The sequence below is a fragment of the Cryobacterium sp. TMT2-42-4 genome, from assembly GCF_004402645.1.
In the GTDB taxonomy this organism is placed as follows: domain Bacteria; phylum Actinomycetota; class Actinomycetes; order Actinomycetales; family Microbacteriaceae; genus Cryobacterium; species Cryobacterium sandaracinum.
Genome location: NZ_SOFT01000008.1, coordinates 1 through 11,648, shown reverse-complemented (window position 1 = coordinate 11,648; position 11,648 = coordinate 1). Strand labels below are relative to the sequence as shown.

The following is an 11,648-nucleotide window of genomic DNA, read 5'->3' as shown; positions in this document are numbered from 1 at the left end:
GCACTGACCGAACCTGTCGTGTTCCGGGTCGACCCGGCCGACCCCGCGCCCGAACGTGATGACGTGCCGAACGAGTTCGCCGAACGCGGCGTTCTTGCATGGGCAGATACCTTCGCGAGCGTCTGATCGACCGCGTCGTCACAACGTTGGCTGACACCTATCCCACCTTCGCAAACAGTGACGACGAGTGGATGACGAGCGGGATCCCCACCACGCCGTTCGGCGTGATCGTCTCCACGGCACTGTCCGGCTGCTGATCGCCGTTAGGGCCCACAAAGTGACCCCTAACGTGCCCCGCGCACCGCGTACCGCGTACCGGTGCATCGTCACTCCTTGGTCGAACGAATCCTGTTCCAAGAGGTCGAGCTCGAGAGGCTGGTCGAGAGCGTCCAAGAGCTGCCGGTCGGCTCCGAGCACGACAGGGTGCGTGAACAGCCAGAGCTCGTCGAGCAGGTGAGCCCGCATCAGCTGGGTGGCGAGGTTCGCGCCACCGATGCCGATTTCTCCGTCCGTCTCCTGCCGCAGCACGGCGAGCTGTTCGATCGCGTTGTCGTCGCCGATGATGCGCGTGTTGTGTTCGGCCGTGGTGCGCGTGCGCGAAACGAGCACCTTGGGTTTGTCCGTCCAGATCTCGCCGTACTCGCGCAGGAAGCCCGGAAGGGATTCGTCTGTGCGAGCGTTCGGCCAGAACGGATCCATCATCTCGTAGACTTTGCGGCCCTGAACCATCATCGCCAGCGCCCGCGCGCGAGCGTTGAATTCGCGATGCAGCGGCTCGCCCAGGCGGATCCAACTTGGCCCTCCGATGTCACCGTGCTCACCCACCTCGCGCTCGATGAAGAGATCAAGCGAGACATTCATCCAGTAAACGAACCGGCCGGCCATGACCACTCCCTTCGCCGAGCCACGATTGCAGGGGCGCCTACACGCTAGCTTTTTGAATTAGCGCTGGCCGGGCTCGGCACCACCCTACAACTCGCCCCCGGCTCCACGGTGACCGCCTTTAATGGTCCGCAAGTCGGACCTCGACGGACGCAGATTCAGCGCCAAGTCGCGAAGATTCCGAAGTCTCGGGGGAGTGGTGTTGGGGAACCCTCAGTGGGCGCATCGGCCTCGCTAGGCGCTCAGGAGTGACCGGATCTGGTTGAGCTCTCCCGCGTGAGCAGCAAATTGTACGTCAAGGTCGTATCGGGTCTGGAGGTTCATCCAAAATCGGTCCGTTGTGCCGAGTGCTCGTGCCAGCCGAAGGGCGGTGTCCGGGCTGATACCTCGTTTGCCATGAACGATCTCGTTGATGCGGCGCGGGGGCACGGCGATCGCCTGGGCAAGACGGTATTGGCTGATGCCAAGCGGAGTGAGGAATTCTTCGAGAAGAATCTCGCCGGGGTGAATGGGCTCGTGTGCGGCAGTCACAATATCTCCTCAGTGATAGTGGGTGATTTCGACATCTATTGGCCCAGCGGGTGTCCACGTGAAGCAGATGCGCCATTGGTCGTTGACTCGGATGCTGTGTTGGCCGTTTCGGTTGCCCTGCAGCTGTTCGAGACGGTTGCCCGGTGGAACGCGCAGGTCATTGATGGTTTCAGCGGCGTCGAGTATCAGTAGCTTTCGGTTCGCGATTCGCTGCAAGTCGGGGCCAACCTTGCGCACATGGACCCGCTGCCAGACGCGCTCAGTGTCGTTTTCTGCGAACGTCTGGATCACACGATTAGCATAACGCTCAGCGTTATTACCGTCAATCGTTATCAATTCCATACAGGGCACGAGGACGCCCGCGACACCAATGGCAGGCAGAGGCAACCGCGCCGCCCCGTGGCTCAACAACGCTGTGCGGCGGACTGCCAGATCTGTGCCATCGAATCTGCCGCGGGGCAGGTGTTCGGCCCGGCCCTTACTTCTGGTCCTCGAGTAGGCGTTCAGAGCCCATCACTTACCCATCAGAATCGTTCTTGGCCGACCGAAATCGACCGGTTAGAATTGGCGTCAGTGAACCGCCCGGTTCCCTGTAAGCACAAGGGAATCCGCGAGTCTTCCGAGTCATTCGGCGAAGGGTGGATGGCGGCTCAGTCATCTCTGGACGGGCTAGTTCTTCGAGCACCTAGGCAACGTCGGCGGCGATGGCGGGTTTGGAGATGTAGAACTCGCGGGTGATGGCGGGGGATGAGTGGCCGAGCTGCTGGGACGCTGTTTGGGTGTCGACCCGCTCCGAGATCAGGGTCGCCACCGTCTTGCGGACCGTGTGCGGTGACCCAGTCCAGCCCGGTGTCCTGGCGAATTTGCCGCCACCGGCGCGTCGACCTCGTCGATGAGGGGGCGAGCTGTCCTCCGACCTCGAGCAACACGCCCTCGGCGTCGAGGGTATGAACACGAACGAGAAATCTCCTTCCTCCCCGTCTCCCGCGTCCCCGTCCCTCGAGGCGTGGGGTTGGAGGCGACGATGGACATCGGCCAGCTGGTCTCCTCCCTTGGGATTCCGGTCTTGACGGTCTGAGACTGGCTCGTCCACGGCAGGGGACCGGCCGCGGCAAGCATCTGCGTAGAAGCGGCCAAAAGCCGGGGACGGTTCACTTTGTCCGTCGCGGTACTGATGATGCCGATTTGGCGGTCGTGGATCTGCGGTCTTACGCTTTCGCGCAATCCTTGGCTCTGGCGCAGGCACCACGTTCGGCGCATACTTCGGTCAATCACGACCTGGAGGTAATTGATGGACAGCATCCGTGTAGTCACCCCTGGTGCGCACGTGCCCAAATGGGCCCTTCGAAGCTCGTTTAGCCCCGACACGACGATTTCCACACACGCCACCCAAAGCGACGCGATCGCCGCAGGCCGCAAGAGCCTCACCCCAGGGGGCGGTCTGATCAGAGTATGTGGTCTGGATGGGCAACTGCGGAGCAATATTCGCGCTCCGGCACAACAGCAACAGGATACGGGCCCCTTGCCAGATAGCGCGCCGAGCAAATCGTCGGCCGACCCCGGGCCGCCACTCGTCGCTGGAGCAAATATTGCGTTCTCGGTGTTGGCCAATGCCAGCGGGGAGACACACGACGCTAACGAAGACGGCCGCGACGACGGTGAAGCAGCACTGACGAGCCTGCTCGACACAAGGGACGGGAGTCCCGCGAACCTCTTTTTCAAAGGGACGGGCCAGGGCATCAATTTGACACTGAGCGTCGTGCTGCCAGCCCTGGCCGCGTTCGGCGTCGTCTACTTGCAGGGAGCGGAAACGCTTGGAGCAACATACTGGACGGTCTACCTCGCGACTATCGCCTGGTCCGGTGGAATTTCGGTCGCCACCTTCGTCGGAATTCTTGGCCCAGTCGGATGGAGTGCGGGTCACTATCTGGCCACAATCGGCGGAGGCTTCGGGGTTTCCAGCGTGCTTGCCGGTGTCGTCGGAGGACCGACGATAGCGACGCCCACGGCGTTGGCCTCGCCCGAGCTGTACCGGATCTTCGCGCCGATCCCGAAGAATCGAGAGGGGTTCCTCGCGATAGCGTTCATGCTGCTCGCGATTGTCATCTGGTACGTGGCAGTCGCAGGCGTCGCCACCTATGGGCTTCTGGGATTGTTCCTTGGCGCAGTAGTCGGGGTAGCGATTGGGTGGCAGGCCGCTCACCGTGTCAAGACCACCCTGATGAGGCAGGCGCAGCTACCCGGTGCTTCGCCGAGTTAGCGCAGGTCGCTTGGGCGAAAGGACCTTAGCCAAAGAATCCTGCGGTGGCCGGCTCGCTCATCGACTCGACTCCGAGTACCCGCCGACTAATCGGTGACCTTCGGGTGATTCGCCCTGACCGGTCAGCCGCGGCGGCCGAGCAGCTCGTGTGCGGTGCCGGCATCCCCCCGAACCGAGATCGCCCCTCCACTCGGTACCGTGACCACTGCGCCGAGCCACGAGTACCGGTCGTCACTTGCTGCGTTGCCAGATTGGCGACAACATTCGTTTCTGGGTCGCTAGTTGCTCCGGGACGGTCCCAGTTCTGGAGCCGGCGGGGCTGCGGGCACCGGTGGCAGTCCTAGATGAAAGATGTCATCCAGTATGTCGAATGCCCGTGGTTGGAGTATTTCCCCGGGGAAGTACTCCTCGAACAATTCCTCCGCCTCGTCCGCGGAATTGATGCCGACCAGAGCAAGCAGGACCGCGATGTCGTCGTCATCGCGGCCGGGCCTGGAGGCCTTGAGCTTCATGGCGAGCAGACACTCAGGTGAGGCCACCCACACGGACACACATTCATCGTCGTAGAGGGATTCCCAGCCGGGGTCCTTCGCGATGGGGATGTATGTTTCCGCGTGGGTGTTCAGCCAGTCGCCACCCCACCCTCGGTCGTCGGCGATCTCGAGGGCGTACTCCAGTGCTCGGGCAGAGGGATGGATCTTCGCGTCGATATCGTCGGTGAGGCCACGATCAGGGATGTATCGAAGGGACAATGCGGCGCCTCCAATGAGATACACAGCGGTGCTCTGACCGTCGCCATGCAGACGTTGGACAAGGTCGTGGAGGCCGTCGATCAGGTCGGCTCGGCCAAGACGGTTAGCGCTCTGCGGCATTCTTAGACACTCGCCAGGACGGACTTGTCTAGCGCTATGTTGCGACGGGAGAACTCTGCCGGCACGTTCTCATCCCGAATCGTCCTCGTGTAGGCGCTGCCTGAAAGGATCGTTCGCTGTGGCACGGCACGACTGGGGGACTCAACCCACTGAGGGATAGGGAGTCCATCCCGTCGAAGCCAGTACTCGGAGACCGCTGCCAGGGCGGCGTCCCACAGCACGGAACCAGTCGGCTCAGGCTCGTTCGCTGCAAGGACGACACGCGTGACGCCGTCTTCAGCCGCCAAATTGTCACTGAACTGGATGAAGCTTCGAAACGCGGACGGCACATCACCACTCGTGAGTTCGTCGCGGATTGCAGCACCAGCTTCTAAAGACCCTGCTCGGCGGGTAGGCACCACGCCCAGGCGGTTGCCGGTGGCGAGCAGCAGCTTGTCCAGTGTTGCTGCGCTTGGCTCACGCCTCCCATTCTCGATGTGCGAGAGAGCCGGCACAGAGGTTTGGGCGCGCTTAGCGACGACCCCTTGCGACAGTCCCTGGGTGCGACGAATTGAGCGAAGGAAAAGCGATGATGCGGTCATAATCTCACCTCATAAGTTTACGTATCCGATAATAGCACCGCAGTCGTCTGCGTAGACAACGCAATGCCCTCGTTGAAGACATGTTCGCGGCAACGCGGTGGGCCGAAGACTATGCGACCGGGCGCGCCGAGGTCGAGGAGCTTGCCGCCGAACCCGTCGAGCCGACATGCGTCATCTGACCCGGCGAACGCCTAACCAGAACGATCGCCGTGGACGCGGGAGATGTTCACATGAACACGTCTTGGCCCGGCAGCGATGTCGAAATGTCGCCCTGATCGCGCACGGCCATTTCCTGCGCATTCTCACCGCCGTGTACCTGAGGATGGCCCCTCGATTCGGTGCTCAAATCACCCTGGATGCTGGATCAGTCGCCCTGCTCAGCTTCTACCGTGAGCAGCCGGCCATCTTGTCGTGGAACTACGGAGCCGAACTGCCCTTGGTGCCCTCAGAGTCCTAAGTTGCGACACAAGGTGCTGAAGGACTTGGGATCGCGGTGCCGACCGCGACGGTTCAAACGGTCATCATTTACTAATCACATTCATCTCGATTCGACCCAATTAGACGAAGTACAATTGGGGGCAGTGAACCGCCCGGTTCCCTGTACGCACAAGGGAATCCGCGAGTTTGCGAGATATTCGGCGAAGACAGAATTAAGGCCTGAGCCTTCAAGGGGTCGCAGGTTCTAATCCTGTCAGCCCGGCCGAAGGGTGCTCCCGAGGTCGTGTTGTCGGTTGTCCATCTCAAGGATGAGCACCATCTCGTGTTGCGCGGAGCGGTCGCCCTCGACGGCTCGGGCGTCGGAGCGCCCTACGACTTCACGTGGGCGTTTGTCCTTCAACCTCGAACCGACGGGTCGACGCGGCATGTCGTTCGCGAGCGGTACGCGTACCTCACCGACTGGGCCAAGGTGCACGTAAAGCCGATCGAGATGGTGAGCTTCCTCATGACCGAGCGTATGCTCCGGGGCATCCGGGACCGTGCGGAGCATTCTCCCTCGCGCACCACCTTACGGTCGCCGAACCATCGTTGATCGATTTTTATTGAGATCTCTGTTCCTGGCGATACTGGGAAGGGGACGGGACGACCCCGTTGCTGATGAAGCCGGGAGAGAGTTAGAGGTCACTCGCTCCCGCTTCTGGCATCCGACCGCGGCGACGCTACTGTTTGTCGCTGGCCTGGGTACGCGGTTTTGATCNCAGAACCTGTCGGCCTCCGCGATGGTGGCGCTGCATCGTCGCTTGGAAGTCATCGTGTCTTGCTGGAGAAATCGTTCGGGTCGAGACCGGCGATTCGACGCGCATGGTCTTGGAGTGCTTCTTCGCTCACAGTGTGTCCAGCATCTGCGAATCGTTCACGCAGCGCGTCGAGGACTTGGTGTTCGCTGTGGCCGGCGAGGTCAGCTTCCTCCTGTGCGAGAATCCCCGCCACCTTGTCCTCGTCCGATTGAGAATGCTGGTCTTGGATCGGTTCATTCTGTGTGCCGTCACCATTCATGCTGCTCCTCCGATCTCAAGGGTTCTGTTAGCAAGCCTAACGTTCAGAGTGAGACGCGGACAGGCTTTAGCGTGAAGCGGTCGACGTGGACCCGGATGTGCTGCGGGCGGCCGAGTTCGACTTCGCCGGCCCGAGCGTCGCCTTCGAACGCGTCGACGAAGCTGTGGCGGACCACCGCGCTGCGGAAGGGACGAAGTGGATGACCGGCCTCGGTCCCGACCTGGACAGGGTTTTATCTGCCGGGCTCCTGGATGCCATCAGCGGATTCCTCAACGATTTCGGGGCGGCCGCGCCCCTGCCTGCGCTGATCTGCGCGCTGGGGTTCGAATACGACGCGGTCTCGGTCAGGCCGAGCCGCTCCACGGCGCGGGCACGATGACCCACAGCACGACGGCTGGCTCGCCGCCCTCGACCTGCCAGGTGTGCGGCTCTCGACCGGGGAAGGTCAGTGCGTCGCCGGCGTGGACGGCCACGGTGCGACCGGCGAATCGCACGGTGAGTGATCCCGAGACGACGTGGAGCGCTTCGACGTCGCAGTTGATCGTGTACAGATCGGTCCCGCCGTGCGCGTCCGGCTCGAGTTCTGATCGCAGCAGCTGAACCCGCTCCTCGCCGCGCGGCGACATCAGTCGCTCGTCGGCGTGCACTCCGCCCAAGTTGATCCGCGGAGCGTCGGCGTACGCGACATGGTGAACGTCGGGCTCGGCGAAGAGCGCTCCGACGGGCAACGAGAGCACCTGACACAACTGGACAAGCGTTGCCACGCTCGGTGACGTCTCGTCGCGCTCGACCCGGCTGAGGAAGCCCTTGCTGAGGCCCGTCGTCTGAGCGACCTGGGCGAGTGACATGCCCTGAGCGGTGCGCGCGGAGCGCAGCTTGGCGCCGATGGGTGTCGCGGTGCCTTCGGCGGTGGGGTGGATGGCGCGCACAGTTCCTCCTCGAAGCTGCTCACACATTCGTCCTTGACGATCTGCACGGGGCAGCGTAGGGTAGCGCTGAAGTTGTCTATAGCGTACCGAAAGTTGTCAAATATGCAACCGTTCAGCAAAGATGCTACGGATGAGCCCCGCGGGCCGGTGGACGCGAGTGTCGTGCCCCGGTTTGCCGGAATCGCGACCTTTGCGCGACTCCCGCGGCTCGACGAGGTCGAGCGGGCAGACATCGCGATCGTCGGGATTCCCTTCGACAGCGGAGTGAGCTACCGACCCGGTGCTCGGTTCGGCCCCGCGCATGTGCGCGAGGCCTCGCGCCTACTGCGACCGTACAACCCTGCGCAGGACGTCTTCCCGTTCGACGCCCAGCAGGTCGCCGACGCCGGCGACATCGCCGCGAACCCGTTCGACATCGCTGCTGCCGTGGCCGAGATCGAGGCGGGCGCGCGCCAGCTCAGCGAGCACGCCGACCGACTAGTCGCCATCGGCGGAGACCACACGATCGCTCTGCCGCTGCTCCGCGTCGCGCACGCGCAGCACGGGCCCGTCGCGGTATTGCACTTCGATGCCCACCTCGACACGTGGGACACGTACTTCGGGGCGCCGATGACTCACGGGACCCCCTTCCGGCGGGCGTCCGAAGAAGGCATCATCGACCTGACCGCGAGCATGCACGTTGGAATTCGCGGCCCCCTGTACTCGAAGGACGACCTCGAAGACGACGCCCGGCTCGGCTTTGCGATCGTCACGAGCGAATTCGTCGAAGAGCACGGCGTCGCGGCCGCCATCGAACGCATCCGCGCCAGAGTCGGAGACGCGCCGCTCTACATCTCGATCGACATCGACGTACTCGACCCCGCCCACGCGCCGGGAACAGGAACTCCGGAGGCGGGCGGGCTCACGAGTCGAGAACTACTACGGATGCTGCGTGCCCTGGCCGACCTGCGCATCATCGGCGCCGACGTGGTCGAAGTCGCCCCCGCGTACGACCATGCCCAGCTGACCGCTGTCGCGGCCAGCCACATCGTCTACGAGCTGCTGAGCGCGATGGCGCCTGGGGTGACCCACCCCGACCGACAAAGCCCCGACCTGACGTAGAAGTCCCGAACCCGACCGACAAGCCCGACGCAGGAGACACCCATGACACTGCCCACCCCAACGGACGAAGAAGTCCGTGCCGCGGCATCCGCCATCGTCGAGGCGTTCGCCGCCACCGACGGCCCGCGCTACTTCTCACTCTTCGCACCTGACGCAACCTTCGTCTTCCACACCGAACCTGCGCGAATCGAGGACCGGGCTGCCTACGAAGCCATGTGGGAGGAATGGGTGGGCGGCGGCTGGAGCGTGCAATCCTGCGCATCGAGCGCGGCCGCGGTGCAGGTGTTTCCCGGCGGAGCCGTCTTCACCCACTCCGTCAGCACGAGCGTGAGCACCGCGGACGGACCCATGTCTTACCGGGAGCGCGAAACGATCGTCTTCCGGTCTGATTCTGCCGGTCTCATCGCCATCCACGAACACCTGTCACCCCAGCCCTGACCAGTCCCTATTCATAGAGGAGCCCAAAGATGTCGCTCTACACCCTTCTTGAACGCCGACTGGACACCAACTCAGATGACGCGGGCCCGGTTCGCGGAACCTACTCGCTCGGCCGCGTGCTCATGATCTGGCTGGCCGCGAACCTTGTGGTCACCACCCTTCTGACCGGCACGCTCTTCGTGCCGGATGTGCCGTTCGGCCTCGTCATCGCTCTGATCGTGGGCGGAACGATCGTCGGAGCAGCAGTGCTCGTGACGGTCGGTGCGATCGGAACGCGCACCGGCCTGCCGACGATGGCAATCACGCGCGGACCGTTCGGGACGCGCGGGAGCCTGCTGCCGGTGGCCGCCAACGTGGTCATCCTCATGGGCTGGAGCTGGGTGCAGGCGATGCTCGCCGGGATCGCCCTCAACTACATCGTCGCGTCGATGACCGGGTTCTCGAACCCCGTCATCTTCGCGGTGCTCTGCCAGACGATCGTCGTGATCCTCGCGATCTTCGGCCACGCCGGAGTCGCTCGGGTGGAACCGTGGTTCGCCGCGGTCATCCTCGCGATCGCCGCCTACATCTTCGTCGTAGCGTTCTCTACGTTCCCGCCGGCAGAGTTCGCGGCCATCCCGGCGACGCTCGAGCCGTTCTACTCCCCGGGACTGGCGTTCGATGTCGTGGTCGCGACCGCCATATCGTGGACGGTGCTCTCGGCCGACTTCAACCGCTTCGCATCGACGACCCGCGCGGGCGTGGTCGGCTCGGGAATCGGTTACACCCTGTCGACGGTGATCTCGATGACGCTCGGCGCGAGCGCGATCGGCTACGTCGTCCTGCGGGGCGGCGACGCGATGGCGTTCGACCCTGTGACGATCATCGAACCCTTCGGCGCCCTGTTCGCGGTCGCGATCTTCCTATCCGTGATGGCGACGAACACGATGGTCGTCTACGGCATGGTCACAAGCGTGGTCAACGCGCTCCCTGGCCGCCGGGTGAAGTTCCTGCCCACCGCGATCGTCCTCGGGCTCATCTCGATCATCGGTTCGACCTTCTTCGGTCTGCTGGCCCAGTTCACGACCTTCCTGGTCACGATCGGTGCCCTGTTCGCACCGATCTTCGCGATCATGATCGTCGACTACTACATCGTCGCTCGCGGCAGCTACAGCGCCGACATCCTGAAGGCTCAAGGCGGTCGCTACTGGTACACCGGCGGCATCAATTGGCTCGCTGTCGCGTCGTGGGTGGTCGGTGCGGTGTCCGCCTACGTGTGGGCGTACGTGTGGCCGCTTCCGTTCGGTGCGACCGTTCCCGCATTCCTCCTGACCTTCGCCGTGTACTTGGCCTTCTCGCTCGCGCGCCGCAGCAAGACGCCTTTCGAGCCCAGCCAGCACCTCGCCGATGCCGACACCCCTCGCTGACGGCCCTGGAGCGCCGCCGCGCACGGCGCTCCGGGACCTCACCCACCCGATCACCGACGGGATGCCGGTGTATCCCGGCGACCCGGCGGTCCACGTCGACGCCGCGCTGGACCTCGACCGCGACGGGGTGGCCGTGACGGGGCTGCGAATGGGGTCTCATACCGGGACGCACATAGATGCGCCGTCCCATACCGTCCCCGGCGGCCGGACAATGGCCGATGTGGCCCTCGACGAGCTCCTCGGCGACGCGCTGGTGGTGCGGGTGCGAGCGCTCGCCGAGGGCGAGGTATACGGGTGGGACCGGCTGAATGCGGAGCATCCGCTACCGGATCGATTGCCCCCGATCGTCGTGATCGACACGGGCTGGGCGCGGTGGTTCGGCGACGCCCGCGCAGTGCGGCATCCGGTCCTCGATGCCGGTGCTGCGAGCGAGCTCGTCGCTCGCGGGATGCGGATCCTCGCGGTCGACACGCTGAGTCCCGACCCGACCGGTACGTCCTCGGCCGCCTTTCCCGTGCACGAGGTCGTGCTGGGCCGCGGCGGGCTGATCGTCGAGAACCTCTGCGGACTGGATGACCTGCCCCCACAGGTACGGATCGGCTTCTTCCCCCTGCGACTTGGCGGCGACGGGGCGCCGGTTCGCGCGGTCGCCTTCGTCTGAGGCCGAGCAGCGAATGAATTCGCGCCTCGCGCTGGGTCAGATCGGGAGTCAGTGGTCAGGCGCTGGCCTTCCTGGAGGAAAAGAATGAGGGCTGCGGAGGAAATGGAGTTCAACCCTCACCGCCGATCCGCGCCCTGCTGGCTTTCGTAAACAGCCCACCAAATGTCCCGGAAACTCAAGGGTTTCCGGGACTTTTTTGGTTAAGAGATTTGACTACCCCATCACAAACCCATCTTTTACTCCTCCCGGGAGCCGCGGACGCGGAACTCTTCGGCCTCCTCGTCGGGCCGGCCGAACAGCTTGACGAGGGTGGCGCCGGGCGCGGAGAAGCGCTCGGTCATCTGCGTGCTCATGGCGGAATTGTGGTCGGCGGCCTCGCGGCGCAGCGCGGCGAGGCGGCTGCCCATGCGGCGCGCGGGTACCAGGAAGATGGGGAGCATGATCACGGCGAGAACCGTCACGAGCCAGGACGTGCTGAGCATGACGATCAGGG

At 63.9% G+C, this 11,648-nt stretch carries 14 protein-coding genes and 2 pseudogenes; 8 read left to right on the top strand and 8 right to left on the bottom strand.

Translation table 11 applies throughout. The features are described from left to right. Positions 1-138: 138 nt before the first annotated feature. The 4 genes and pseudogenes from E3O18_RS02145 to E3O18_RS16720 form a co-directional block, all read right to left on the bottom strand. Positions 139-885: a dihydrofolate reductase family protein gene (locus E3O18_RS02145; RefSeq protein WP_134417357.1), complete on the bottom strand. Its 747-nt coding sequence runs from the start codon at positions 883-885 to the stop codon at positions 139-141. A 231-nt stretch (positions 886-1,116) separates the two neighbouring features. Continuing rightward, a pseudogene (locus tag E3O18_RS02140) lies at positions 1,117-1,448 on the bottom strand (HigA family addiction module antitoxin). Beyond that, positions 1,423-1,755 carry a type II toxin-antitoxin system RelE/ParE family toxin gene (locus tag E3O18_RS02135; protein WP_277870879.1) on the bottom strand — a complete coding sequence of 111 codons (333 nt, stop codon included), beginning with the start codon at positions 1,753-1,755 and terminating at the stop codon, positions 1,423-1,425. Before E3O18_RS02135 ends, E3O18_RS02140 begins: the two are co-directional and overlap by 26 nt. 343 nt (positions 1,756-2,098) lie before the next feature. Beyond that, the gene (locus E3O18_RS16720; RefSeq protein WP_277870878.1) at positions 2,099-2,224 is read right to left on the bottom strand and encodes a hypothetical protein; all 126 of its coding nucleotides are present in this window, start codon (positions 2,222-2,224) and stop codon (positions 2,099-2,101) included. Between the two features lie 480 nt (positions 2,225-2,704). Between E3O18_RS16720 and E3O18_RS02130 the strand changes: the two genes are divergently transcribed. Continuing rightward, complete coding sequence (locus tag E3O18_RS02130; protein ID WP_134417355.1) at positions 2,705-3,673, top strand: DUF2188 domain-containing protein; 969 nt, start codon at positions 2,705-2,707, stop codon at positions 3,671-3,673. A 278-nt stretch (positions 3,674-3,951) separates the two neighbouring features. Here the strand turns inward: E3O18_RS02130 and E3O18_RS02125 are convergent, their stop codons facing one another. Next, positions 3,952-4,545: a DUF6036 family nucleotidyltransferase gene (locus E3O18_RS02125; RefSeq protein WP_134395303.1), complete on the bottom strand. Its 594-nt coding sequence runs from the start codon at positions 4,543-4,545 to the stop codon at positions 3,952-3,954. A 747-nt stretch (positions 4,546-5,292) separates the two neighbouring features. Between E3O18_RS02125 and E3O18_RS02115 the strand changes: the two genes are divergently transcribed. Both E3O18_RS02115 and E3O18_RS02110 read left to right on the top strand, forming a co-directional pair. Further along, positions 5,293-5,583, top strand: a complete 291-nt coding sequence (locus E3O18_RS02115; RefSeq protein ID WP_134417353.1) for a histidine phosphatase family protein — start codon at positions 5,293-5,295, stop codon at positions 5,581-5,583. Between the two features lie 264 nt (positions 5,584-5,847). Next, positions 5,848-6,156: a hypothetical protein gene (locus tag E3O18_RS02110; RefSeq protein WP_206750809.1), complete on the top strand. Its 309-nt coding sequence runs from the start codon at positions 5,848-5,850 to the stop codon at positions 6,154-6,156. Between the two features lie 215 nt (positions 6,157-6,371). Here the strand turns inward: E3O18_RS02110 and E3O18_RS02105 are convergent, their stop codons facing one another. After that, on the bottom strand, positions 6,372-6,620 hold the full coding sequence (locus tag E3O18_RS02105; RefSeq protein ID WP_134396027.1) for a hypothetical protein: 249 nt from the start codon (positions 6,618-6,620) through the stop codon (positions 6,372-6,374). An 85-nt stretch (positions 6,621-6,705) separates the two neighbouring features. On the opposite strand from E3O18_RS02105, the gene E3O18_RS02100 reads away from it, so the two are divergent. Next, on the top strand, positions 6,706-6,999 hold the full coding sequence (locus tag E3O18_RS02100; protein ID WP_134395298.1) for a hypothetical protein: 294 nt from the start codon (positions 6,706-6,708) through the stop codon (positions 6,997-6,999). Here E3O18_RS02100 and E3O18_RS02095 read toward each other — a convergent pair. Next, positions 6,965-7,549: an XRE family transcriptional regulator gene (locus E3O18_RS02095; RefSeq protein ID WP_104100433.1), complete on the bottom strand. Its 585-nt coding sequence runs from the start codon at positions 7,547-7,549 to the stop codon at positions 6,965-6,967. The genes E3O18_RS02100 and E3O18_RS02095 overlap by 35 nt on opposite strands. 102 nt (positions 7,550-7,651) lie before the next feature. Between E3O18_RS02095 and speB the strand changes: the two genes are divergently transcribed. Genes speB through E3O18_RS02075 form a run of 4 tightly spaced genes read left to right on the top strand, consistent with a single transcriptional unit; the run spans position 7,652 to position 11,155 of the window. Further along, positions 7,652-8,650: an agmatinase gene (gene speB, locus E3O18_RS02090; RefSeq protein WP_134395297.1), complete on the top strand. Its 999-nt coding sequence runs from the start codon at positions 7,652-7,654 to the stop codon at positions 8,648-8,650. Positions 8,651-8,692: 42 nt separating this feature from the next. Beyond that, complete coding sequence (locus E3O18_RS02085) at positions 8,693-9,088, top strand: nuclear transport factor 2 family protein (protein ID WP_104194493.1); 396 nt, start codon at positions 8,693-8,695, stop codon at positions 9,086-9,088. A 29-nt stretch (positions 9,089-9,117) separates the two neighbouring features. Next, a complete protein-coding gene (locus tag E3O18_RS02080) occupies positions 9,118-10,494 on the top strand; it encodes a cytosine permease (protein WP_134417349.1) in 1,377 nt (458 codons plus the stop codon). Next, positions 10,475-11,155: a cyclase family protein gene (locus E3O18_RS02075; protein WP_134417347.1), complete on the top strand. Its 681-nt coding sequence runs from the start codon at positions 10,475-10,477 to the stop codon at positions 11,153-11,155. Before E3O18_RS02080 ends, E3O18_RS02075 begins: the two co-directional genes overlap by 20 nt. 263 nt (positions 11,156-11,418) lie before the next feature. Here the strand turns inward: E3O18_RS02075 and E3O18_RS02070 are convergent. Beyond that, a pseudogene (locus E3O18_RS02070) lies at positions 11,419-11,648 on the bottom strand (ABC transporter transmembrane domain-containing protein); the annotation flags it as partial.

Bases quoted from the DNA above. Each gene is read 5' to 3' on its own strand.
- E3O18_RS02115 (WP_134417353.1), top strand. From the start codon at position 5,293: ATGCGTCATCTGACCCGGCGAACGCCTAACCAGAACGATCGCCGTGGA.
- E3O18_RS02130 (WP_134417355.1), top strand. From the start codon at position 2,705: ATGGACAGCATCCGTGTAGTCACCCCTGGTGCGCACGTGCCCAAATGG.
- E3O18_RS02075 (WP_134417347.1), top strand. From the start codon at position 10,475: ATGCCGACACCCCTCGCTGACGGCCCTGGAGCGCCGCCGCGCACGGCG.
- speB (WP_134395297.1), top strand. From the start codon at position 7,652: ATGCAACCGTTCAGCAAAGATGCTACGGATGAGCCCCGCGGGCCGGTG.
- E3O18_RS02145 (WP_134417357.1), bottom strand. From the start codon at position 885: ATGGCCGGCCGGTTCGTTTACTGGATGAATGTCTCGCTTGATCTCTTC.
- E3O18_RS02105 (WP_134396027.1), bottom strand. From the start codon at position 6,620: ATGAATGGTGACGGCACACAGAATGAACCGATCCAAGACCAGCATTCT.
- E3O18_RS02135 (WP_277870879.1), bottom strand. From the start codon at position 1,755: ATGGAATTGATAACGATTGACGGTAATAACGCTGAGCGTTATGCTAAT.
- E3O18_RS02080 (WP_134417349.1), top strand. From the start codon at position 9,118: ATGTCGCTCTACACCCTTCTTGAACGCCGACTGGACACCAACTCAGAT.
- E3O18_RS02085 (WP_104194493.1), top strand. From the start codon at position 8,693: ATGACACTGCCCACCCCAACGGACGAAGAAGTCCGTGCCGCGGCATCC.
- E3O18_RS02125 (WP_134395303.1), bottom strand. From the start codon at position 4,545: ATGCCGCAGAGCGCTAACCGTCTTGGCCGAGCCGACCTGATCGACGGC.